General features: G+C 65.0%; 16 protein-coding genes, 1 tRNA gene and 1 pseudogene. 10 read left to right on the forward strand and 8 right to left on the reverse strand.

The window, feature by feature from the left end:
- Positions 1-163: 163 nt before the first annotated feature.
- Complete coding sequence (locus ACODNG_RS03890) at positions 164-1,540, forward strand: hypothetical protein (RefSeq protein ID WP_434522506.1); 1,377 nt, start codon at positions 164-166, stop codon at positions 1,538-1,540.
- Positions 1,541-2,582: 1,042 nt separating this feature from the next.
- Here ACODNG_RS03890 and ACODNG_RS03895 read toward each other — a convergent pair.
- Positions 2,583-2,654: transfer RNA gene (locus ACODNG_RS03895), tRNA-Ala, on the reverse strand.
- An 80-nt stretch (positions 2,655-2,734) separates the two neighbouring features.
- Positions 2,735-3,283: an SRPBCC family protein gene (locus ACODNG_RS03900; protein ID WP_434522507.1), complete on the reverse strand. Its 549-nt coding sequence runs from the start codon at positions 3,281-3,283 to the stop codon at positions 2,735-2,737.
- Between the two features lie 545 nt (positions 3,284-3,828).
- Here ACODNG_RS03900 and ACODNG_RS03905 point away from each other — a divergent pair.
- Positions 3,829-5,965 (forward strand): annotated as a pseudogene (locus ACODNG_RS03905) (ABC transporter ATP-binding protein).
- Between the two features lie 30 nt (positions 5,966-5,995).
- Here ACODNG_RS03905 and gltB read toward each other — a convergent pair.
- The gene (gltB, locus tag ACODNG_RS03910; protein WP_434522508.1) at positions 5,996-10,729 is read right to left on the reverse strand and encodes a glutamate synthase large subunit; all 4,734 of its coding nucleotides are present in this window, start codon (positions 10,727-10,729) and stop codon (positions 5,996-5,998) included.
- 231 nt (positions 10,730-10,960) lie between these two features.
- Positions 10,961-11,128: an HEWD family protein gene (locus tag ACODNG_RS03915; RefSeq protein WP_434522509.1), complete on the reverse strand. Its 168-nt coding sequence runs from the start codon at positions 11,126-11,128 to the stop codon at positions 10,961-10,963.
- Positions 11,129-11,748: 620 nt separating this feature from the next.
- Here ACODNG_RS03915 and ACODNG_RS03920 point away from each other — a divergent pair.
- Entirely contained in the window at positions 11,749-12,342 is a 594-nt protein-coding gene (locus tag ACODNG_RS03920; RefSeq protein ID WP_434522510.1) for a hypothetical protein, read from the forward strand.
- Positions 12,343-12,348: 6 nt separating this feature from the next.
- Positions 12,349-12,765 carry a hypothetical protein gene (locus tag ACODNG_RS03925; RefSeq protein WP_434522511.1) on the forward strand — a complete coding sequence of 139 codons (417 nt, stop codon included), beginning with the start codon at positions 12,349-12,351 and terminating at the stop codon, positions 12,763-12,765.
- Positions 12,766-13,182: 417 nt separating this feature from the next.
- Here the strand turns inward: ACODNG_RS03925 and ACODNG_RS03930 are convergent, their stop codons facing one another.
- Positions 13,183-14,439, reverse strand: coding sequence for a hypothetical protein (locus tag ACODNG_RS03930; RefSeq protein ID WP_434522512.1), 1,257 nt, complete (start codon positions 14,437-14,439; stop codon positions 13,183-13,185).
- A 282-nt stretch (positions 14,440-14,721) separates the two neighbouring features.
- Positions 14,722-15,387: a DUF6517 family protein gene (locus ACODNG_RS03935; protein ID WP_434522513.1), complete on the reverse strand. Its 666-nt coding sequence runs from the start codon at positions 15,385-15,387 to the stop codon at positions 14,722-14,724.
- A 140-nt stretch (positions 15,388-15,527) separates the two neighbouring features.
- Between ACODNG_RS03935 and ACODNG_RS03940 the strand changes: the two genes are divergently transcribed.
- On the forward strand, positions 15,528-16,268 hold the full coding sequence (locus tag ACODNG_RS03940) for a hypothetical protein (protein ID WP_434523052.1): 741 nt from the start codon (positions 15,528-15,530) through the stop codon (positions 16,266-16,268).
- Between the two features lie 34 nt (positions 16,269-16,302).
- On the opposite strand, the gene ACODNG_RS03945 is transcribed toward ACODNG_RS03940, so the two are convergent.
- Positions 16,303-16,815 carry a DUF7097 family protein gene (locus ACODNG_RS03945; RefSeq protein ID WP_434522514.1) on the reverse strand — a complete coding sequence of 171 codons (513 nt, stop codon included), beginning with the start codon at positions 16,813-16,815 and terminating at the stop codon, positions 16,303-16,305.
- Positions 16,816-16,904: 89 nt separating this feature from the next.
- Positions 16,905-18,251, reverse strand: coding sequence for an alkaline phosphatase family protein (locus ACODNG_RS03950; RefSeq protein WP_434522515.1), 1,347 nt, complete (start codon positions 18,249-18,251; stop codon positions 16,905-16,907).
- A 152-nt stretch (positions 18,252-18,403) separates the two neighbouring features.
- On the opposite strand from ACODNG_RS03950, the gene ACODNG_RS03955 reads away from it, so the two are divergent.
- From ACODNG_RS03955 to ACODNG_RS03975, 5 genes are all read left to right on the forward strand, one after another.
- Positions 18,404-20,506 carry an ATP-binding protein gene (locus tag ACODNG_RS03955; RefSeq protein ID WP_434522516.1) on the forward strand — a complete coding sequence of 701 codons (2,103 nt, stop codon included), beginning with the start codon at positions 18,404-18,406 and terminating at the stop codon, positions 20,504-20,506.
- An 84-nt stretch (positions 20,507-20,590) separates the two neighbouring features.
- A complete protein-coding gene (locus ACODNG_RS03960) occupies positions 20,591-21,499 on the forward strand; it encodes a PhzF family phenazine biosynthesis protein (protein WP_434522517.1) in 909 nt (302 codons plus the stop codon).
- Positions 21,500-21,556: 57 nt separating this feature from the next.
- Positions 21,557-21,751, forward strand: coding sequence for a DUF7333 family protein (locus tag ACODNG_RS03965; protein WP_434522518.1), 195 nt, complete (start codon positions 21,557-21,559; stop codon positions 21,749-21,751).
- 78 nt (positions 21,752-21,829) lie between these two features.
- Entirely contained in the window at positions 21,830-22,780 is a 951-nt protein-coding gene (locus ACODNG_RS03970; RefSeq protein WP_434522519.1) for a calcium/sodium antiporter, read from the forward strand.
- Between the two features lie 96 nt (positions 22,781-22,876).
- Positions 22,877-24,346, forward strand: a complete 1,470-nt coding sequence (locus ACODNG_RS03975) for a D-aminoacyl-tRNA deacylase (protein WP_434523053.1) — start codon at positions 22,877-22,879, stop codon at positions 24,344-24,346.
- The last annotated feature ends 138 nt before the right edge of the window (positions 24,347-24,484 follow it).

The raw sequence follows: 24,484 nt of genomic DNA on the forward strand, positions 1-24,484 counted from the left end.
TTATTATGTCTCGCCCCGAGACGGTGCCGGGATATAAGCGAACCCTTGATGTTCCGGATGGAAGCGGATCTATCTGTCTACTTTATCCTTCTCAGAACATTCTTAACCAACAAATTATATCTCTGTCTCCACATTTGAGGTTCTGTAATAGAAATTCAGATCTATGACAGACAGTAAAATCAAACAAGCCATTGACTGTACGCGTAGATCGATTACTCAAGATGGATATGGAGTCTCTCCATCCAGAGCAGATGAATTCCATAAATATATTTCACGAATAGCGGGAGAAGAATTATCAATAGATCATCATCACCACAGGGTAACTCAGCATACCATAATTCAGTCGGTGAAAGAGATTATTTTTGAATTAGCAGCACGTCTTGACGATGATTCGAATATAAACCTTCGAAATGAATTTGAATCCCTAAAAAATGAAATGTGTAAAGAGATGCTTGGATCCGGATTAACAAGATACACGATAGCTTTTCCACTCAATATTATTGGTATGGGCGAACCGGGAGATACATTTCACACACCAGATGGAGATGTAACCAAAATATCTAGACATGAGTGGGAGAAAAATTATGAGGATCCTGCGAGAGAAAACGAATCTCTTGAGAGGTTTTTGTATCGTGAATCGCCAAATGAATTAGGACCAGACAAATTTAACAACAATAAATTCACATTCTGGGAGGTAGAATATTTCGCTCGAGACCCAGAATACGCAATATATGCCGCTCAGAGTATCATACAGCTGTTTATCTCAAAATTAAATTTTGTTCATTATCGCCGATCTCGGGCACCCACTCAACCGAGTGGTAATAGCCCATATTATCAGCGATGGTCACCTCTGCGTCAACCATTTATATACATAGTTCTTGATGATCAAAATCATATCCGATATCAAATAGGGGATTTTGAATATCGACGACGACCACTAAGAGCTCACGAGGATATGTCTGAATACGAAAACTGGCTAGATGAGTTGCCAGATCTCAATGCTGTTAATCATGATGGTGATGACAATACACAAATTGATAATGATCTCATAAATGCTCTGTTAGCATATCAAGATGGACTCACTAGGTCGTCCCCTCAGCAATCATTCTTTAGTTTTTGGAGAGGGCTCGAAAATCTGACTCATGTGGAACGTGGACAACCACGACAACAAGTCTCGAAACGTGCGATTGGACTTTTTAAATTAGAGGCTACGGATCACTACGTTCCTTGGCATCAACAGGAGAAATTAGATGAATTATACGACAAACGGAATGATATTGCTCATGATGGACCACACACTAGAATTAGGGAGTCACATAAAATAATCACAAAGAGAATTCTAGATGTATTACTTCAATTTCATTTTGAACACTATACCGAGTTTAACAAAGAGGAAATGCGAACTCTCCTGAAGATATGCTGTAATTCTATGGAGGATTGTATGAGTCAGATAGATGAGAATCTCCGTGAAAATCAGTTAATCAAGTATCTATCATTCAGAGAGGTTGTGAATAAATCAGAAACGTTATTTTCAGACTGAACTATTCCCTATTGGTTAGAGTTATACAGAGCCAAGCAACAGAGACCCCATAAATTTGAGTCGACTAGGCAATATACAGGTCTTTCTCGCCCAACTGGCGAGTAGTCGGCTACTTTTAGTGTGAGACTGTCCAGAAAGTGTGTCGAAGTACGACTTGGACTAAATGAGTCCAGTCCGTCTACGATTGGCTCCAACCCGCGCAGGGATCAGCGACTCGCCCCCGAAAATCCCTCGCCATTAACGCAATTCTGGTGTCAACGAAGTCGGGTAGTTGGAGCGGAGGGGAAGTCAGAGTTAGTAACGAAATTCACGACGACCCGCTCTCCGAAGCTGTTCAGCGCACTCTGAGCAATAGTACCCCCGGTTTCCGTCAATGGTTACTCTTACTGTACCCTCATTGTTACAACGAACGTTTTCGAATCCGTTCGCAGCACATCTCTTGCTATTTCTCATACAACCACGTTGTTCTCCCGGTGGTAAAAATCCAATTGTGTACACACAGCCCCCCACGCGTGGGAAATCGGCCCACACGTGGGCATTAGATCTGTGTGTAAGCAATCAAAAATAAGTCCCCTGCCGCAGACATATTCGATATGGCTGTTAGCAAAAGACCGAAAGGAACTGATCCAGATGAGATGGAAGAAATATTCGAACAACACCGTGAACAGATGGACGATATCTTAACCGAACATCGAGAGCAAATAGCGTCGTTACATCGCAAACTCACTATATCTACTATCGCCGTTTCAATACTTACTGCGGTGGTTACTACGTACTTGTTGATTTGAATTAGAAGTCAGTCCGCCTGCGGCACGCCCCGCCCGACGACATCGCACTGCGCCAGCTCCGGGAGGGCGTCCTTGCTCGCTGCGCTCGCTGCGCGCGACTGGTAGGGTTCAAACCCTGCTCGTTACAGATTTGCGCCGCTCGGGACGTTGCTCGCGGCGCAATATCATGGACTCGCGGGGGTCCCGCGAGCGAACGGAGTGAGCGAGTGGGACCAAGCGAGGGAACGACTGAGCGAACGAAGTGAGCGAAGGAGTGGACTCGCGGGGATTTGAACCCCGGGCCTTCCCCGTGCCAGGGGGATGATCTACCACTGATTTACGAGCCCGCGAACGCATTCGTTCGTTCCGCGGTGAATATCTTAAGGGCTTCGAATCGCGGACCGACGGGGTCGCGCTCTGCCCGCACTCAGATCCGGTTCGAGTCCACGTACACGTCGAGGTCGACGTCGCGCTTCGACCCCTCTAAGTCCCGGACAGCGCGCTCGACGACCTGCTCGGCCTCGCTTCTGATCAGCGGGATCGCCTTCTTCAACACCCAGTCGAACGAGACCAGCCGCGGCAGGTCGAGCGCGTCGGAGCTGGCGGAGCCAGGGTCGAACTCGACTTCGAGCGCGACCTCGCAGGGGGCGTCGACGGTCTGGTCGGCGCTCTCGTCACCGCCGTCGGTCGCGGGCGGCGTCACCCGCCAGCAGCCGCCGGCGTCGATGTCCTTCGTGATCTCCCAGTCGATCCGCTCGGGCGGGTCGACGCCGGTCACCTCCGAGCGGGCGGTGTAGGAGATCTTCCACCACGCGAACGTGAGCGCGTACTGAGTTCCGGGACCACCGTCGCCGGTGACGGTTCGGACCTCCCGGAGGTACTCCGAGTAGTTCGCGTACCGCGGGAAATCGAGCAGGAACGCGTACACCTCTTCCGGGTCGGCGTACACCTCCGTACTCACGACGAGTTCGTCCACGTACGAGGGTTCGAGTGACGCTTATTAAACCGACCGGCGACCAGATCACTCTCGCTGAGACGGGTCGGTCACCGCTTCACGCGTATGGAATTTATAAATGGCTACTGGTGGATCGGCGGTGAACACCGCCAAAGCCCCAGCCGCGCTCGACTCCCACAGCTCGCTGCGGTCCTCGGTCGCGACGCTCCCTGCGGTCCTTGCGTCGCTGGGGTTCGTCGAGCGCGGCTGCCCCTTTGAGTCCCACCCCGCACCGCCCAGCCCGCACCTCACGCCTCCCCAGCCTCGCGGCTCACGGCTCGCGGCTTCGCCGCTCGCGTTCGCCGCGTCCCTCGCGCGTGCTCCTCGCGGCCGCCTCCGGCGGCCACTCGGAGGCACGCAGCGAGGCGCGACGCGCCTCTTGCAGCCGGCGGCAGAGCCGCCGGCGACGCCACCGCACTCGGTCGGCTCTTTATAAGTGATCGGCGGGTCGAGAATCGTGATCACCGGAACCCGGAACGGGCCGCCGAGGTCGCCGGATACATGGGGCTTCCGGCGCTCGTACTCCCATGGCTGCCGACGAGCGCAACGCCTTCGAAGTGTACCGCGACCGGGTCGACCGACCCCTGAGTCGGCTGTTCCGCGAGTACGGGGCCTCGGAGGCCCACTGGCTCGTGATCGGAATGGTCGCCAACGTGATCGCCCGGGTCGCGGGGCTGATCCCGCCGGTCGTCCTCGGCGTCGCCATCGACGCCGTCTTCACCGGTACCGGCCCGTACACGCTCCCGATCGTGCCGGACGCCTGGCTGCCCACCAAGGGGGAGGCGCAGTTCCAGCTCTCGGTGCTGCTCATCTTCGGGTCGTTCATCGTGACAGGCGTGTTCACGTACATCTACGGCATCGCCGCGAACAACTTCGCGCACCGCGTGATGCACGCGGTTCGCACCGACTCCTTCGACCAGATCGCAACGGCTCGACATGACCTTCTTCGACGACAAACAGACCGGCGAGGTCATGTCCGTCCTCAACAACGACGCCTCGAACCTGGAGGTGTTCTTAGACAACGCCCTCCAGAACTCCGCGCGGCTCGGCGTCATGCTCGTGGGGATCGCGGGCGTCCTCGTCTACTACAACTACGAGCTGGCGATCGTCACCCTCGCCGCGATTCCGCTGATGGTCCTCTTTACGCTCTGGTTCATGCGCGCGGTCGAGCCGCGGTACGTCGCGCAGCGCTCCGTCGTCGGCGACCTCAACACCGCCCTCGAAAACGCGCTGTCGGGCGTCGAGCTGGTGAAGACCTCCAACACGGAGTCCCACGAGAGCGAGCGCGTCGAGGACGCGTCCTTCTCGTACTTCCAGCGCACGATGTCGATCCTCCGGCTCAACTACGTCTACCGGCCCGGGATGGAGCTACTCGCCGGGCTGGCGTTCGCCGCCACCTTCTCGGTCGGCGGATTCTGGCTGGAGAACGGTCCGCCGGGACCGTTCACGACGGAGCTGACGGTCGGAACGTTCGTCACCTTCGTCCTCCTCACCCAACAGTTCGTCGCCCCCCTCGCGGAGGTGTCGAACATCATCGACCAGTACGAGAACGCGAAGGCCTCCTGCGAGCGCGTGTTCGGCCTCCGCGACATCCCGGTCCGCATCGAGGACAACGACGACGCGATCGAACTCGGCGGCGACGCCCGGGGCGACGGCGGGAGCCGAGACGACCGCGGAACCGACGACGGCGACGACACAAGCGACGACGGCTCCGGCGAAACCACCGCCGACCACGGCGGCGTCGCGGGCGCCGTCGAGTACGACAACGTCTCCTTCGCGTACCCCGAGAACGCCCTCGTCGACCCCGAGGACGCCGACGAAGAGGTCCTCCGCGGCGTCTCCTTTGCCGCCGACCCGGGCGATACCGTCGCACTCGTGGGACCGACCGGCGCCGGGAAGTCGACGCTGCTGAAGCTCCTCCTCCGGCTGTACGACGTCACCGACGGCGCCATCTCCGTCGACGGCCACGACGTCCGCGACGTGACCGTCGAGAGCCTCCGCTCGTCGGTCGGCTACGTCGCGCAGGACACCACGCTGTTCGACGGCACGATCGCCGAGAACATCCGCTACGGGCGGTTCACGCGGATCGACGAGGACGGCGGTGACGGGGTGGGTGACAACGCGCGGGGCGACGCGGAGGCGATCCGCGAGCGCGTGGTCGAGGCCGCGAAGGCCGCGGAGGCCCACGAGTTCATCTCGTCGCTGCCGAACGGCTACGAGACGCGGATCGGCGAGCGCGGCGTGAAGCTCTCCGGCGGCCAGCGCCAGCGGCTCGCCATCGCTCGGGTCGTCCTTCAGGACCCCGCAATCTTAATCCTCGACGAGGCGACCTCGGCGGTCGACACGGAGACGGAGATGCTGATCCAGCGCTCGCTCGACCGCCTCGCAGCCGACCGCACCACGTTCGTCATCGCGCACCGCCTCTCGACGGTGACCGACGCCGACACCGCGCTCGTGCTGGAGGACGGTGAGGTCGTCGAACGCGGGAGCCACGAGGAGTTGCTCGCCGAGGACGGGCTGTACGCGAAGCTCTGGGGCGTTCAGGCCGGCGAGATAGACGAGCTGCCGGAGGAGTTCGTCGAGCGCGCCCGCGAGCGCCACGTCGACCGCGCGGTCGAGCGCGCGACGACCGAGAGCGAGGTCGACTCGGAGACGCTCGAATAAGGGGTTCGTCCGGTTTCCTTCCCGCGACCCTCAGTCGTCGCCCGAGACCTGCCCGGCCGCGTCGGCGCCGGCGTCCGGCACCGCGGCGGCGGGCGCGGGCGGCTCGTCGCGCACGTCGTCGCCGATGCCCTCGGCGATGACGTCGGCGTACGCGTCGGGGAAGACGCGGACGAAGTCGTCGAGCGCGGCCTCCCAGTCGTCGAGTAAGTCGGCGGCGCGCTCGCTGTCGGTGTACGCCCGGTGGTTCTCGACGAGTCGGCGGAGCATCCGCTCGTCGGACTCCTCCAGCGTCTCGGAGACGGAGACCATCCCGCGGTTCACGCGCTCGTCGAACCGGTCGTCGGGGTCGTACACGTACGCGATACCGCCGGACATCCCGGCCGCGAAGTTGCGGCCCGTCTCACCGAGCACGGCGACGACGCCGCCGGTCATGTACTCGCAGCCGTGGTCGCCGACGCCTTCGACGACCGCGCTGACGCCCGAGTTGCGGACGCCGAACCGCTCGCCGGCGACGCCATTGACGTACATTTCGCCCGAGGTGGCGCCGTACAGACAGACGTTGCCGGCGACGACGTTCTCGGTCGGGTCGTAGCTGGCCTCCGCGGGCGTGTCGATCACGAGGCGGCCGCCGGAGAGGCCCTTCCCGACGTAGTCGTTGGCGGCGCCCGACAGCTCCATCGTGATCCCGGGCGCGAGGAACGCCCCGAAGCTCTGGCCCGCCTCGCCGTCGAACCGGCAGGAGATGGTGTCGTCCGGCAGCCCCTCGCCGCCGTGTTCGGAGACGACGCGGTTCGAGAGCGTCGCGCCGACCGCGCGGTCGACGTTGCGCACGTCGCGGGTGAGCGCGACCGGCGCGCCGTCCTCGATGGCGGGCGCGGCCTCGTCGATGAGGTCCCAGTCGAGCAGATCGTCGATGCCGGAGTGGGCCTGCTCGCGGACCTTCGTGCGGGACTCGCCAGCCGGCTCGGCGATCACGGCCGACAGGTCGAGGTGTTTCGCCTTCTCGTGATCGGTCTCCCGCTGCGTGAGCAGTTCGGGCCGGCCGATGAACTCCTCCAGCTCCGTGTACCCCTGCTCGGCCATGATCTCGCGCAGCTCTTGCGCGATGAACGTCATGTAGTTGACCACGTGGTCGGGCTGGCCCGGGAACCGCTGGCGGAGGTCCTCGCGCTGGGTGGCGACGCCGACCGGACAGGTGTTCTCGTGGCACTGCCGGGCCATCACGCAGCCGGAGGTGACGAGCGACGCGGTGCCGAAGACGTACTCCTCGGCGCCGAGCGCGGCCGCGACCGCGACGTCGCGGCCGGTCCGCAGCCCGCCGTCGGCCGACACGCGGATACGGTCGCGCAGGCCGGTCGCGCGGAGCATCTGGTTCGCCTCCGCGAGGCCCAGCTCCCACGGCAGGCCGGCGTTCTTGATCGACGTCTTCGGCGACGCGCCGGTCCCCCCGTCGTGGCCGGAGACGTGGACCACGTCGGCGTTCGCCTTCGCGACCCCGGCCGCGATGGTGCCGATCCCCGCCTCCGAGACCAGCTTCACGTTGACGTCGGCCTCGGGACTCGCGGCCTTCAGGTCGAAGATGAGCTGCTTGAGGTCCTCGATCGAGTAGATGTCGTGTTGGGGCGGCGGCGAGATGAGCCCGACGCCGGGCGTCGAACACCGGACGTGCGCGATCATCTCGTTGACCTTCTCGCCCGGGAGGTGGCCGCCCTCGCCGGGCTTCGACCCCTGTGCCATCTTGATCTGTAGCTCCTCCGCGTTCGCGAGGTACTCCGAGGTGACGCCGAAGCGCCCGGAGGCGACCTGCTTGACGGTACACTCCTTCTCGGTGTCGAACCGCTCCGGCGGCTCGCCGCCCTCGCCCGTGTTCGACTTCGCGCCCAGCCGGTTCATCGCGATGGCGTTGTTCTCGTGGGCCTCCGGCGAGATGCTCCCGAGGCTCATCGCGGCGGTCGAGAAGCGCTCGACGATCGACTCGACCGACTCGACCTGTTCGACCGGAACCGGGTCGCGGTCGGAGTCGAACTCGAGGAGGCCGCGAAGCGACTGTAGCTCCTCGGTCTGGTCGTTCACCAGCTCGGCGAACTCGCGGTACTGATCGTAGTCGCCGCCGCGGACCGCCTGCTGGAGCGTGCCGACGGTCTGGGGGTTCCAGCCGTGTTTCACGCCGGTCGAGCGGTGTTCGTACTCGCCGGTGGTCTCCAGCTCTGGGTCGGCGCCGAACGCCATCGCGTGGCGGGTGCGGAGGTCGTCTTCGATCTGCTCGATCCCGATTCCCTCGGTCCGGATCTCCGTCCCCTCGAAGTATTCGGCGACGAACTCGGAGTCGAGCCCGACCGCCTCGAATATCTGGGCGCCCTGGTACGACTCCATCGTCGAGATGCCCATCTTCGCCATCGTCTTGAGGAGACCGTCCTCCAGCGCGTGGCGGTACGCCGCGAGCGCCTCGTCCTCGTCGGCCCCGTCCGGCCCGGCGACCACGTCGGCGATGGAGGCGTACGCGAGGTACGGGTCGACCGCGTCCGCGCCGTAGCCGACGAGCGTCGCGAGGTGGTGGACCTCGTGCGGCTCGCCGGACTCGACGACGACGCCCGCGCGGTTGCGAAGCCCCTTGCGGACGAGGTGGTGGTGGACCGCGCCGGTCGCGAGCAGGCTCGGCACCGCGAGCCGATCCGGTCCCACGGCGCGGTCAGAGAGCACGACGACGTCGGTGCCGTCCTCGATCGCGACCGCCGCGTCCTCGCGGACCCGGCTCACGGCGTCGACGAGCGAGCTGTCGCGGTCGTAGGTGACGTCGACCGTCACGGAGGTGAACGAGGGGCCGTCGGACGCGTTCTCGTCGCTGTCGCTGGGAGTCCGTTCTCCCGGTCCCGGAAGGTCGCGGAGGGCGGTCGTCTCGGCGTCCGTCAGGACCGGCGTGTCGGCGACGATCTGCTCCGCGTGCTCCGGCGTCTCGTTGAGGAGGTTGCGCTGGTTCCCGATCCGGGTCTCAAGCGAGGTGACCAGCTCCTCGCGGATGTAGTCGATCGGCGGGTTCGACACCTGCGCGAACAGCTGTTTGAAGTAGGTGAAGAGGGGGCGGTCGATGTCGGCGAGGACCGACAGCGGGGTGTCGTCGCCCATCGAGCCGACCGGGTCCTTCCCGTCTTCCGCCATCGGCTCGACGAGGTGGTTCAGCGAGTCGGTCGTGTAGCCGAACGCGGCCTGATGGGCGCGGACGGTCGGTTCGGTGTCGTCGGGATCGGTCGCCTCCGAGTCAGTTACCTCCGAGTCGATCGCGTCCGACCCGTCGTCTCCGGGGGCGTCGACTCCGGCCGCGACCCCGTCCTCGTCGGTGAGTTCGTCGAGGTCGACCTGGCCGCGGTCGACCCACTCGCTGTACTTCTCGTCGGTGAGGTCCTCGAACACCTCGTCGTCGGGGACGATCCGACCCGTCTCCGGGTCCGCGACGAAGATCTCGCCGGGCTGGAGCCGACCGCGGCGGCGCACGTCGGCGGGGTCCGTCGGGAGCGCGCCGACCTCGCTGCCGACGACGAGGCGGTCGTCGGTCGTCACCTCGTAGCGACACGGCCGGAGACCGTTGCGGTCCAGGACGCCGGCGACGCGCTCGCCGTCGAAGCCGATGACGAGGGCGGGACCGTCCCACGGCTCGACGAGCGAGGCGTGGTAGTCATAAAAGTCCGCGCGGTCGTCGTCCATCAGGTCGTCGCCGCGGAACGCCTCGGGGATCAGCATCCGGAGAGCGTGGGGGAGGTCGCGGTCGGTCTGGAGGAGGAGTTCGAGCGCGTTGTCGACGCTCGCGGTGTCGGACTGGTTCGGGTCGTCGATCACCGGCTTGATCGTGTCCAGCTCGGCCCCGAACGCCGGGTGTTCGAGGTCGTTCTCGCGGGCCCGCATCCAGTTGACGTTGCCGCGGATCGTGTTGAACTCCCCGTTGTGGACGATGTTCCGGTACGGGTGCGCGAGGTGCCACGCGCCGAGCGTGTTCGTCGAGAAGCGCGCATGGACCAGGGCGACGTGGCTCGCGAACCGCTCGTCGGTCAGGTCCGTGTAGTAGTCGGCGAGCTGCGACCCCTTCAGCAGGCCCTTGTAGACGACGCGCTGGCGGTCGAGCGAGCAGACGTAGAAGCGTCCCGCGCCGTCGACGTCGGACACCGCGTTCTCGATCTCGCGGCGGGCCGCGTACAGCGCGCGGTCGAACCCGAGCAGTTCGGGGTCCGCGTCGTCGGGTCGAGTCTCCTCGGTCGTGAACCGCTGGGCGAGACCCGCGCCCTCGACCGGAGCGACGAACACCTGCGACACCTCCGGCTCCGATTCGAGCGCCGTGGCGCCGAGGTCGGCGTTGTCGGTAGGGACCGAGCGCCACGTGAGCACCTCCAGCCCGTAGACGGCGCACACCTCGGCGATGACATCGTGGATCTCCGCCTGAACGCCCGGTTCCGGCGGCATGAACACGGAGCCGACGGCGTACTCCTCGGGGAGGTCGGCGTCGACGACCTCGCGGAAGAACCCGTCGGGGCGGGCGACCATGATCCCCGCACCGTCCCCGGTGTTCTCCTCGGCGCCGGTCGTCCCGCGGTGTTCGAGGTTCTCGAGCAGCGTGATCGCGTCCGTGACGGCCTCGTGCGACGGCGCGGCGTCGAGGTCGACGACGCCACCGATACCGCAGTTCGACCGGTCGTCCGTCGGCGCCGCGAGTCCCCCCTCCTGACCCGAGGACTCCGAGTCGCGTACGCCCCGGGTGGTACTACGTGACTTGGTCATACGCCCCCTCACGGATGAATAGTTAAAGGTATGACCCTGATAGGGGTAGGATCCATCGTACACACATTAGGGAATATAAGGTAATTATTCATAACGGGTGGTGAACAAATCACACACCTTAGAACCGATCAGTAATTTGCGTTTCTGGGCACGGTCTCAACGGAGATACTGAAACAGCTCTGAGAACGTTTCGCGTATTCCGAAACGAGTGGTGAAACGTCCAGTCAGGAGTTACTCGTCGAGGGGGACGAACGTGCCGTTGATGTCCCACTCGTGGATACAGTAGACGTTTCCGGGGTCGTCGGCGATCCGCCACCCGTCGGTCTCGTCGTCCCACCGCTCCTCGCGCCCGCACAGCTCGCACGTGCGCTCCTGCGGCGGTGTGATGGTCACGCTCATACCTGATCGAACGGCGGCGCCGAGAAAAGGATATCGGGGATCGGCGGCAGCGAACGAGCTTCGGTGGCCGATCCGGCGAGCGTCTTCCGGTATTCCAGGTCGGCTTGGCGGCTCCACTTTCACGGCTTACGCGCACGGCAGCGGGCGAGCAGCGACGCACACGCCACCGCCGCGAGCGACCCGACGAGACCGAACCCGGGGAGGTCGTACGCGGTCGACCGGATCGGCGCGTCGTCGTACCCGAGATCGCTCGCGGCGCCCTCGTCGGAGGAGGAGTCACCCGCACCGGGCGACTCGGCCGACTCGGTCGAGCCGGTCGCCGCCTCGGAGTCGGTCGCGGACGCTCCGCCGCTGCTCGACCGCTCGTCGGCCGGACTGGACCCCTGCGCCGAGGGACCGCCTGTACCGTCGTCCGTCCGCCCGGGACCGAAAATCTGCGGCGGCCCCGCGGACGCCGGAATCTCCGACGCACCGGGAGCGACCGTGATCCCGACCCCCGGACGGGGGTCTCGCGGCCACCGTCCGAGCCGCGCGATCCGTCGAACGGTCCCTGACCGTCCCCACTCGGAGCGCTTCCAGTGCTGGCCGAACTGCTGGGACCGGCACCGGGAGAACCGCCGGTGCCGCCCGAGCCATCGGTGCCGCCCGAGCCATCGGTGCCGCCCGAGCCGCTGGGGTCGCCCGAGCCATCGGTGCCGCCCGGAGCGCCGGAGGCGCCCGACGTCCCCGACTCGGCAGGCGTCTCAGTCCCGGTCCCGGACGAGCCGGACGAACCGGTCGGTTCGGCTCCCGACTGCGGTTCCGCAGCGGGTCCGCCCTCGCTCCCGTTCTCCACGTGCTCGTCGACCGAGTCGGCCGCGGCGTACGTTACCCGCGTCGTCACCGGGTGGTCGCCGTCGTCCGCCCGGCGTAGTCGGTCGTCATCGACCCTGAACCCGGCTTCGAACGTCTCGCCGTCGGCGGGCGGCGTCTCGGTGCCGAACGCGGTCTCGCCGTCGGCGACGAGGAACAGGCCGTCGCGGTCGAGGTGGATCGCGGACTCGTTCGGGGTCGGCCCGAGCGAACCGCCCTCGACGGAGCCGTTGGCGTCGTCCGTGCTCGCCCGCGTCACCCCGAACGAGAGACCGTCGAGGCGGTCGAGGTCCGCGCCGCGCTCCAGCGACGCGTTCGCGGCCGCCGGGAGTCCGGTCAGTCCGGTCGCGTTCACGGCGTAGACCACCGTGTCGTTCGCGGTCGCGGTCGCCGCCGCGGTGAGCGTCTCGTCGGCGATCGCGTTCCGGACCGCGGTCGCGTTCTCGAAGTCCCCCGGAGCGGCCTCGCGCGTGGTGTACGCGGTCATGTCGGTCGTCGATCGGGAGTCCACCGTAATCGTGGCGGTGTCGTTGGCGACCGCGGTACCGTGTTCCGACCGCAGCGTGAGGTCGTACGTCCCGGGCGGGAGTGGGTCGGTACTCCCGGTGACCGAATCGACGGTGACGCCGGGACCGGTCGTGACGAACTCCGATGGAGAGTCCGGCGACGCGTACGTGTTGATTGAGATTGGCGTAGGGCCCGTATCTGTGGTCGTGAGTTCGAGTGTGGTAGTAGTACTACTAGTCGTACTATTCAGGATTAGGTTCAGAGTTGGTACGCTATGAGATACTAAAGCTCGGATGTGATCTCCATTATTAGTCTTATCCGAGATATCTTCCAGAGCAATATTTTTTCTAGTTTCTCCGATGATCTTAAACTGCTCTGAATTTCCTCTATCGGAGTGGATAAAATACGTCCCGGATAGAAGCCTTGACGTATTATATCCAACTTTGGACGAATTATTCAATCTAGTTCCCACAGAAATCACACGAGATTTATTATCATTACGTATTCTGTGTAGCTCAACATTGTTCTCATCTAGATTAGAATTGAAATAGAGGGGCTGTCCAGAATACACAACTCGGCCTAATGATTGATTACGTCTAATTTGGATACCAGCATCAGAATGAGATATGTTTGTCTGGATAGTGTCTTTTATAGAAATCACGCCAGAATCTGCGACACCATCAGTAACAAACTGCTTATTCAGATTCTGAATTTCGCAGTAACTCAGAATTTTTTGGGGATATTAGCTCACCAGCCTCGGAGCCACGTGCCAGTTGAATAGCCGCAGCATAGCGATTACTGCGGAAAATACCAGACTTATGAGTTGTGGTATTGAAATAGAGGCTTACATTCTCGTTCCATCCCGTTAATACTCGTGAACTGGCTATTGTTATGTTTTGTAACATATATCCAGTAGAGTTGACTGGATGTAATGAAACAAGAAAGGAAGTGTTGTCATTGAGTGTGTCTGAAATTTTAACATTAGGGATTGAGATCTTGTCTGTCTGTGATGAGTTGTACGATGTATTAGCTAAATTAATATTGGCAGTAACCATCCGACCTTCATCCGTTGACAAGGCAGACTCTGTGACGTTGGAGGGTAACGGGCCTTTCATAGTCTCATTAGAGAATGTAAATGTGGAGTTAGCAACAAGAACTCCCTTAATATCGCCTCCAAGGTAGGGTGTATCAACGGAGATCGCCTGCTTCGTTCTGAGAATATTTTTAGAGATGTTTCGAACCGCAATTATTTTGTCTTCTTTCCCCTTAGTAATAAATAATGTTGAGTTTATATTTCCACTAAGATTTTCAACTGTTATTCCTGGAGTAGTGTATGTGTCTCGATGTAATTGGGGTGAGAGAGTAGCCTGATCATGAATTTGGATAGTTCCGTCAATGATTTTGAACGAACCGGTGTTTGTGGTTTCCGTAGCCTCCATAGAAAATGAGCCAGAACCTGTGTTTATCCCAAGATCATACTGTATCTTTGTTGATTTTTGAGCATTACTTGTATTAATGCCGGAGATTTGAACAGAACCAAGTTGTATTGAACGGCTAGTGCTATCTGGGTGGATACTAGCTCTCAGTAGTGTACTATTCTGTGATTCCAGCCTTTGAGTATCAACTACATGACCGTTTTGGATATTGTTGATTGATATCGAAGCTGAAGACGTATTGACTCCTCTTGATTCAATACTATCTAGATCAATATACAATCTGAGTTCTTCACTCCTGTCTGTTTGATTTGAGAGCAAAATTTCTATGTTAGTAATGTTTTGCTCGGATTGGCCGATGCGAATCGGAGCTGGATCACCTGTTTTATTTAAATACGGAGTATTATCTGGATTTTGACCTACGACTACGCTTGCTCCCGATAGTAGCACCACAGTACCAATCACGAAGCAGACGGCAATGCCAACCGACAGCCATGGGAGTGATCGCATCCGGGTCATAGCGAACGGGCCACGGATGCCAGAGCGATCGCTCTCGGGGCAGCGCGGTATCGAGGGTCGACCGCGGCGCCCGCGAAGCGCCTCTTGTCACACCGCGGGATCTCTCAGTCGGGCCGATCACTTATAAATGACTTACGGACGTGAAAGCTTCCGATCAGAGAAATAACCGCAAGACAGCGGCGGTATTCGAATGAGAATTCACAGGAGAGTTAGGGCAGTTTTTGACCTCGAAACGGGTCAAGAGTACGAGGAGTGGACCGCTGGGAGCGTCGCCGAGACCGATCAGTGTTCGACCGATCCCATCATCGAGAGCAGCTGGTCGGACTGGTCGATCTCTTCCGGATGGATACCCACCAGTACGATGACGTCGCCGCCGTGTTGGACGGTGGCGATATAGACGAGGACGGGCACGTCTTCGACGGAGCCGTTCTGACCGTTCGAACCGGCGACATCCGCGTCGACCGTCGTCTCGAGTTTCGAGACGGTGACGTCCTCTTCGCCGAGGATCGTTTGCGTCTCCTCGCCCACCTCTTCGATGTCGTCCGTCTGGATATCGGTCCCGTTGCCGCCGATCCCCTGCTGATCGACCTTGTTGAGGAGCTGCCGAATGAGCTCCGCACCGTCGGCTCTGACGAGGGGGTTGACGGACTGTCCGCCGACCGACTCGTCCGGGGTGCTCGCCACGAACAGCGCCGATCCGATCGTCTCGTTGGTGTATCGGGCGACCCACGTCGTCGCCGACACCTCCACGTTCACGCCCGTGGCGTTGAACCCCCGGTCGATGGAGAACGACTGCGGCTCCTGACCGGAGTACCCGTCAGCGTACGCGCTCTCCGGGATCTGCGCCGGTTCCGCGTCGAGGTCGAAGCTCTGGTTCTGGCCGGCACACCCGGCGACGGCGACCGAGGTCGACGCCGCGAGTGCCGCGAGCAGCCCACGTCGTTTCATACGGGTACGTAGGCCAGTACGGTTCTTTAAGACTGTCGGCGCGGGTATCGGTCGCGAGAACGACGCAGCCGAAGGCACAAAGTTCACGTCGTGGCGCACGCGACGTGAGGCAAATGGAACGCCGAGGACAAATCGGGCTGGTGGAAGCCCTCTTCTTAGACGTGGTTCGCCTCCACGAGACGTGGATGGAGATCGTCTTCCCGCGACAGCTCGACCCGAGCGCGGTCTTAGGCAAGTGGAAGCCCGAGACGACCGTTCAGTCGGTCGGCTACTACCTCTGGGCGATGCTGGGCGCGCCGCTCGTCGCGGTCGCGTACCCCCTGTTGCTCGTCGGGTTCGCCACGCGATACTACGCGGCGAAGCTCGACTCGGCGGTCACCCGCATCGGCGTCGCGGGCGCCGTGCTCGTCGCCGCCGTCGTCTGGGGGACGCTGACGGTGATCACGCACCTCCAACTCCCGTTCGACGCGGTGATCGCGGTCGGCGCGGCCAGCGCGGTGGCTGTCGTCTCGGCCGCGTTGGCAGCCGGCTTCTCGAAGGTCGGCGGGCGGTTCGTCAGCGTCCTGCTCGCGTACCCGTTCGCGATGACGGCGTTGTTCTTGCCCCCGGTCGTCGCCGCGCTCGTCACGCCGACGCTGGAAGAGCTGATCCTCCCGCCGAGCTACGACCTCGCCGAGTGGATCCTCGACACGTTCCTCGCGGTCGGGGGGATCAACGAGATTCTCCGCGGCGCGTTCGACCTGGAGAGGTTCGGCGAGCAGTGGGGGCTGCCCGGGCTGGGCTACGTCCTGATGTGGATCGGTATCTCGGTACCGCTCGGGTGGTTCCTCGGGCTGCTCGTCGCGCTGGCGAACCTGATCCGACCGGCGTCGGACGCCTGAGTCGGTCGGCGTCCGAGTTCGACCTCCACGCCACTCACTCCTCGGGATCGTATTTCTCGCTGGCCGTCTCGAACGCGGACGCCGAGCGCTGCGCCTCGCGCCGTCGCTCGCGCTCCGCGATCGCCTCGGGGTCCGGACTCGCGTCGTCGTCGATCCGGGCGATCGACTCGTGGACTTTGGCGTGACACCAGCGGCACAGCCCGACCGTGATCTCGTGTGAGTCGCTGCCCTCCCCGTACGAGAGGTGATGCTCCTCCACGAGCGGGCGAGAGTCGTCGTGAGCCAGGCGCACGTCCGCCACCCCGCACCGGACGCAGGTCTTCGCGTCGGTCGTCGACCGGTAGTGCGGGCACGCGGGCCACTCGCCGTCTGCGCCGACGTGACAGTCGTAGCCGTCTGCGCGCCGGTCGGCCGCGAACTCGGGGTCGTCGCCCGCCCGAGTCAGCGCGAAGCGGCAGCGACCGTCGTCGGTGAGGTGGTCGCAGACGCCGGCGACCGCGTACGGGTCGTCGACGCCGACGGGGGTCCCGTCGGGGGTGCGCTCCATACCGGCCGGTGGAGGCGAACTCACTTCAATTCGGTCGGCCGGAGCGGGGAGGCGCGAGAGGTGCGGGGAGATGGAGAGGCGCGGGAGGCTCAGACCAGGCTGGCGCCGTCGAAGTCCGTGCGGCCGTAGTCGACGTCGAGCAGGCGGAGGAGGGTGGGGGCGACGTCGAGGAGGTCCGCGTCCCCGACCGTCGCGTCCGGATGGTCGACGAACAGCGCGGCGTCGTCGAAGGCGTGCATCCCGGTTCGCGGCCCGTCGGCGTCGAACACGTCGTCGTGCGACTGGAACCCGGACTTGAGGTCGAACCCGTCGTTCGGGACGACGACGAGGTCCGGGGCGATGGCGGCGTGGTCGCCCCGGAACACGGTCTCGCGGTCGACGACGCGGTCGGCGACGGGGTCGCCGTCGGGCCCGGTCCATGACTCCAGCGCCTCGCGCAGTTCGGCGCGCGTCTCCTCGTACTCGTCTTCGGGAACGACGCCGTTCGGCTCGCGGCCCTCCACGTTGAGGTAGAAGCGGCCGGGAACGAGCGAGTAGGCGCGGGCGTCGTCGTCGATGTCGGCGAGCGCGTCGTGGTCGTCGCCCTCGTAAGAGAGCCACCCCTCGCGCTCGAGCCACTCGTTGCAGTAGACGTCGTGCCGCAGTCGGGTGAACCCGTGCGTGGAGCCGACGACGAGCGTGACATCGCTCGGGAGCGCCTCGCGGATCGAGCCGATGTGTTCGTCGAGCGCGGCGTGGAACGAGAGCAGCTCCTCGCGGTAGGTCCCGCCGTCCTCGTAGTCGCCCCACAGGAAGTGGTTGACGCGGTCGGGAGCGGTGAAGACGCCGACGAAGAGGTCCCAGTCGTCCAGCTCGACGTACCGCTCGAACGCCGCGGCGCGGGCGTCGAGGGTCTCGCGGGCGTGCGTCAGGAACTCGGTCTTGTCCGCCTTGTGGCCGAGCTTCGCGTTGACCGACAGCCGGTAGTCGCTGCCGGTGAGATACTCGCGAAGCTCCTCCGGGTGCGCGGCCGCGTCGAGGTCGGGCGAGAGGTAGCCCGAGACCATCCGCTGGACCGTCCGCTGCGGCGGGAACGTGACGGGGACGTTCATCACGGTCGCGTCGAGCCCCGCGTCGGTCGCGCGGTCCCACAGCCGCGGGATCTGGACGTCGCGGCCCATCGGTACGTACGTGTCGTACGAGCCGACCTCGCGGTCCTGGAACCCGTACACGCCCGTCTCGCCCGGGTTCTTGCCCGTCGTGAGGCTCGGCCAACACGCGCTCGACTCCGCGGGGACGATGCTGTCGATCCCCCCACCTTCACCGTTGTCCGCGATCGCCGACAGCGTCGGGAACGTCTCCGGGTTGTCGGCGACGAGCCGGTACGAGAGCCCGTCGATCCCGATGAACGCCACGCGCGGGGTGTCGCTCCCTCGCAGCCGGTCGAAGAGACCCATACACACCCATCCGCGGTCGAAGGCAAAAGGATTGACATCGGCGCACGGGGAGACGGGGGCGAGGCCCGCGTCGCGGCCGGATTCGATCGACCGACCTGAGTTCCCGTCTGAAGACCCGTATACACAAGTGAGTAGGGGAGAAAATGTGAACGATGCCCACGGAGCCCGTGCGCGTGCTGCTCGCAGACGGCGACGACCGCTTCGCCGCGGCGCTGGGCGATGCGCTCGATCGGTCCCCGGGAAACGCGACGATACGACGCGTCCGCGATCACGCGGCCGCCGCGACCGCCGTGGAGAGCGAGTCGTACGACTGCGTCGTCACCGAGTACGCAATCGTCGGAACGGAGAACGGGGAGGACCGAGGCGGCCGGGACAGGACCGAGATCGACGACGCGGAGAGCGGACTCGACGTCCTCCGTCGCGCCCGCGACAGAGATTCGACGATCCCGGTGTTTCTCGTCACTGACGCCGGCAGCGAGCGAATCGCCGCCGCGGCCGTCGACGCCGGCGCGACGGGATACGTCCGAAAGGGCGAATCGGCCGGTTCCACCGAGCGCGTCGCCGAAGCGGTCGCGGAGCGGATCTGTCGAGCGGTCACGGCCAACCGGTCGGACGCGGAAACGCTCCCGTTCGGCGAGGACCGATTCGAGGTCCTCGATCGGATGGCGGACGGCTTCGTCGCCGTCGACGACGAAGACGCGATCACGTACCTCAACGCGCAGGCGGCCGCGCTCGCCGACACGGTCGACGGGCGCGGAGCGGACGCAGCGGAGGGGCGCGTCGACAGCGCAACAGCGGATGACGGCGCGACAGCGGGCGGCGACGCGACAGCGGATGACGGCGCGACAGAGGGCGGCGACGCGACAGCGGGCAACGGCGCGACCGACGGGGACGCACTCGTCGGGACGAGCATCTGGGACGCGTTCCCGAACGCGGCCGGAACGGAGTTCGAGACCGCCTTCGAGCGCGCCCGCGAGACCGGCGAGCCGACCGACGCGCGGACGTACTACGAGCCGGCCGACAGCTGGTTCGAGGCGCGGATCTACCCGTCCGCGAGCGGGGTCTCTGTGTACTTCCGCGACGTCACCGAGGCGGTCGAGGAGCGGGAGGAGCTGGAGCGCCGGGAGCGCGTGATGCGTCGGCTCTACGAGATCATCTCCGCGAAGGACGACCCGTTCGAGCGGAAGGTCGAGAAGCTGCTCGCGCTCGGGCGCGACGTCCTCGGCGCGGAGTCGGGGCTGCTCTCGCACGTTCAGGGGAGTCGGTACGTCGTCGAGGTCGCGGACGACTCGACGGGGTCGTTCGGGGCGGGCGCGGTCGTCGACCTCGAGGAGACCAACTGCGAGCGCGTCGTGACCGCCGAGGCCTCGCTTCAGGTGCGCGACATCGCGTCCGACCCGGAACTGTCCTCGCGTCCCGGGTTCGTCCAGGAGGGGATCTCCTGTTACGTCGGCGCTCCCGTGGTCGTCGACGGCGACGTGTACGGGACGTTCTGCTTTTACGACCGGGAGGACCGGCCCGTCCCGTTCTCCGAGTGGGAGGCGACGCTGGTCGACCTGATGGCCCGCTGGGTGGGGTACGAGCTGGAGCGCCGGGAGACCCAGGCAGAGATGCGCCGCGAGCGCGACCGCCTCGAACAGTTCGCCAGCGTCGTGAGCCACGACCTCCGCAGCCCGCTGAACATCGCCGCGGGCAACGTCGACCTGGTCCGGGAGTCGCGGGACGACGAGCGCTTGGAACGAACCGCGAAGGCGCTCGATCGCATGGAAGAGCTGATCGCGGACGCGCTCTCGTTCGCTCGGCTCGGCGAGCGGGTCGTCGACGCGGAAGCCGTCGACCTCGACCGCGTCGCCGAGGAGGCGTGGGACACGATAGCGACGGGCGACGCGACGCTGGAGACCGAGCCGCTCGGTGCCGTCGTCGGGGACGCCTCGCGGATCCGGACGCTGTTCGAGAACCTGTTCCGCAACGCCGCCGAACACGGCGGTTCGAAAGACGGCGACGCCCCGACGGTGACCGTTGGCTGGGACGACGACGTCCTCTACGTCGCCGACGACGGACCGGGGATCCCCGAATCGGACCGCGAGCGCGTCTTCGAGACGGGATACACCACGAGTCCGGAGGGGACCGGGTTCGGACTCGGCATCGTCAAGGCGGTGGCCGAGGCCCACGGGTGGACCGTGCGGGCGACCGACGCCGACGGCGGGGGCGCGCGGTTCGAGTTCGGCGACGTGGTCCGCCGCCGAACGAAGTGAGCGAAAACGGCCGCGACGGTCGCGGCGCCGGCGTCGCCGACTCGCTCGGGAGGCTTTTTGTCCGTGACTCGCGGAGGGGTCGACATGGAGACCCGACGCGCGCTGCTCGTCGACGCGTTCGCCGCGGAGTCGCTGGCCGGGAACGCCGCCGGCATCGTCCCCGACGCCGAGGGGCTGAGCGACGACCGGATGGCCGCCGTCGCCGCCGAACTCGGCGCCTCGGAGACGGCGTTCCTGACCGACGGCGAGGGGGCGGCCGACGACCGTCTCCGCTACTTCTCGCCGACCACGGAGGTCGACCTCTGCGGGCACGCCACGATAGCGACCTACGGCGCCCTGTTCGCCGAGGGGGCGATCGACGGCGGCGAGCGCACGCTCCGGACGAACGTCGGCGACCTCACGGTCGCGGTCGACGACGACGGCACCGTCTGGATGCGTCAGCAGGCGCCGGACGTCGAGGTCGTCGACGTCGACCTCGATCGCGTCGCGTCTGCCCTCGGGGTCGACCCCGCCGCGCTGCGCGACGTCGGTGCGGACCTCCCCGTCGCGGTCGCGTCGACGGGGCTGCCGTTCCTCGTCGTCCCCGTGAACTTCTTGGAGCGGCTCGGGGAGGCCGACCCGGACGACGAGGCGGTCGAGCGCCTCTCCGAGGAGTTCGACGTCGCTGGCGTGTACGCGTTCACCTTCGACGCGCTCGAAGGGGACTCGACGCTCCACGGTCGGGCGTTCGTCCCCTCCCTCGGCATCTCCGAGGACCCGGTCACGGGCACCGCGAGCGGGGCGGTCGGGGAGTACCTCCGGCACGTCGACGCCTTCGACGGCGACGAACCGGACGAGCTGCGGTTCGAACAGGGACACTTCGTCGACCGGCCCGGGTACGTCCGCGTTCGCGTGGAGACGGACGGGGTCCGCGTCGGCGGACTCGCGACAGTCGCGCTCGACGGGGAGATCCGGATCCCCGACGAGGAGGAAGACGAGATAATCGAGGCGTGAGCGCGGCCCCGAAGCCGCGGACCGAACGTTTAGGATCGCTCGCGACGTACCGCGTCCATGGAGTTCGACCTTCCGCGCGCGGTAGCGGTGCTCATACTGATCGTCGCGATCGGCGCCGCCGGGCTGATCGTCGCCACGCCGATGGCGCTTCAGACGACGCTGATGATGGTCGTCCCGTCGATGCTCGTTTTCGGGGGAATCGCGTTCGCGCTCGGCGTGAAACACGGCGAGTTCCGGTCGGCGCACGCCTGATCGCGGAGCGGTAGCAGGCGCGTTCCCGACCGACCAGGGATCACGAGCCTTTTGAAACGCGCCGCCGAACCGGGAGCCGTGCTGCCCGGGTCGCCACTCGTCGAACTGCTGTTGATCGCCGGCGGTGTCGCCCTCCTCTACGCCGGCGCCGAACTCCTCGTGTCGGGCGCGAGCGACCTCGCGCTCGCCGTGGGGCTGAAGGCGTCGACCGTCGGCGTCACCGTCGTCGCGTTCGCGACGACCGCCCCGGAGCTTTTCGTCTCCCTGCTCGGCGCCGTCACCGTGTCGACCGACATCGGACTCGGCGCGATCGTCGGATCGAACATCGCCAACATCGGGCTGGTGTTGGGGATCTCCGCGCTGATCCGCCCGCTCGACGTCTCCGACACCGTGTTCCGCCGGCACGTCCCGTTCATGGTGCTGGCCGCGCTGCTGCTCGTCGGTCTCGGCTGGGACGGCCGGATCGGTCTCGTCGACGGCGCGGTGCTGCTCGCGGCGCTCGCCGCGTTCACCGCCGTGGTCCTCCGTAACGTCCACCGGAACCAGTCGGCCATCTCCGACGAACAGCGCGACGAGATGCCCGACGCGAAGGCGCGCGACGTCGCGACGGTGGTCGGCGGCATCGTCGCGCTCGTGCTCGGCTCGCGGTGGCTGATCGACGGTGGCGAGTCGCTGCTGTCGGCCGCGGGCTTCTCCGACATCTTCATCGGACTCACGGTGCTGGCGCTGGGCACGTCGCTGCCGGAGCTGGCCGCGAGCGTCGTCGCCGCGGTGCGCGGCGAGGCGGAGTTCAGCGTCGGCAACGTCGTCGGCTCGAACATCTACAACGTCCTCGCGGTCATCGGCATCGTCGCGGTGGTGACTCCCATCGGCGTCGCCCCCGGTGTCCGCGGCTTCGAGTTCCCCGCGCTGCTCACGTTCACGGCGGGCGCCGTCGGTCTGATGGCGTACGGCGAGCGGATCACCCGCGTCGACGGAGCGGTTCTCACGGTCGGCTACGGCGTCTTCGTCTACCTGTTACTCCCGTAGCGCGGGGGACCGGTGGCGGTCGACGAGGGCGCGGCGGGGTCGGTCCCGGAGACCGGAACCGACGGGTATTCGGTCGCGGGCGGCGGAGTCGACGACGTGATAGCGATCGTCGTCAGCCGGGCCGACAGCGCCTCGGCGCACATCGGCGAGCGGCTCTTGGAAGTCGGCGACTGGGAGACTCGCGAGGACGACTCGCTGCCGGACGCAGACGGCGGCGGGACCTACTACCGGACGGCGGGGTTCGAGCTCCGCGAGTTCGACGACCTCCACATCCGCCTGTCGGACCCGGCCGCCGCGTTCGACTGCGACCCGGCGTTCCTCGCGTTCGTCTCCAGACACTCGGGCGAGACCGGGGAGCTGCTGACCGCACACGTCACCGGGAACTTCGGCGGCGCCGAGTACGGCGGCGAGCCGGAGTCGCTGGCGCGGGCCGCGCCCGGCGCGGAGAAGCGCGTCGTCGAGGCGCTCGCGCGACACGCGCCCGACGGGTACGAGGTCGGCATCGAGTGTACGCACCACGGACCGACCGACGTCGCCGTCCCGTCGCTGTTCGTCGAACTCGGCTCCGACGACCCGCAGTGGGAAGACCCCGAGGCGGCCGCGGCGGTCGCGCGGGCGGTCCTCGACCTCCGCGGGACGGGCGCAGACCTGTCCGATGGTTCCGAGGGTCGCCCCCGCCACGTCGTCGGCTTCGGCGGCGGCCACTACGCGCCGCGGTTCACCCGGATCGTCCGCGAGACCGAGTGGGCGGTGGGGCACGTCGGCGCCGACTGGGCGCTCGCCGACCTCGGCGCGCCCGCGGCGAACCGCGACGTGATCGAGGCCGCCTTCGAGCGGAGCCGCGCCGAGCGCGCCGTGATCGACGGGGACCACCCGGACCTCGCCGCGGTCGTCGAGGACCTCGGCCACCGGGTCGTGAGCGAGACGTGGGTCCGCGAGGTCGGCGACGCGCCGCTCCCGCTCGTCGAGCGTCTGGAGGCGGCGATCGGTCCCGTCGACGAGGGACTGCGGTTCGGTGCGGTCGTCGACGAGGCAGCCGAGGCGGCCGAGGCGGTCGCGGCCGCCGCGGTCGACGGCGACGGCGACGCGACCGCCGGAGTCGACGGCGACGCCGATGCGATCGGCGACGCAGTCCGCGTCCGCGACCTCCCGACGGATCTGCTCTCGCGGGCGCAGGGACTCGACGCCGACGCCGCCCGAGAGGCGGTCGAGTCCGTCGCCGTCGCGTTCGACACGGAACAGGGAGGGACCCGCGCGGCCGAGAGCGTCGCGTTCGCGACGGCCCCGGGTACACCGGGGTACGCCGACCTCGTCGAGGGACTGGCGGCGGTGCTGGAGACGGGCTACGACGCGGTCGAGGCGCTCCCCGAGCAGGGTGCGGTCGTCGCCCGCGAAACGGCGTTCGATCCGGGGTTGGCGGCCGAACGAGGCGTCCCGGAGGGACCGGCGTTCGGGCGGCTCGCCGACGGGGAGACCGTCGACGTCGACGGGGAGACCGTCGAGCCGGGCGACGTGTCGCGGACGCGGACGGATCGGTTCCCGATCGACGGCGACGCGCTGGACTGAGTAATTTATAAATGACATCGATCGTCCGATACCGGACCGAGCGGCCGTACTCGGGCGATCGGGCGCGAATACCGGCGATTTTGGCGTCCGACTCGCGTCAGACGAACGGGCAAAAATAAATACGTCCGGGTCGCAACG

It is taken from the genome of Halorubrum sp. AS12 (genome assembly GCF_051122765.1).
In the GTDB taxonomy this organism is placed as follows: Archaea; Halobacteriota; Halobacteria; order Halobacteriales; family Haloferacaceae; genus Halorubrum; species Halorubrum trapanicum.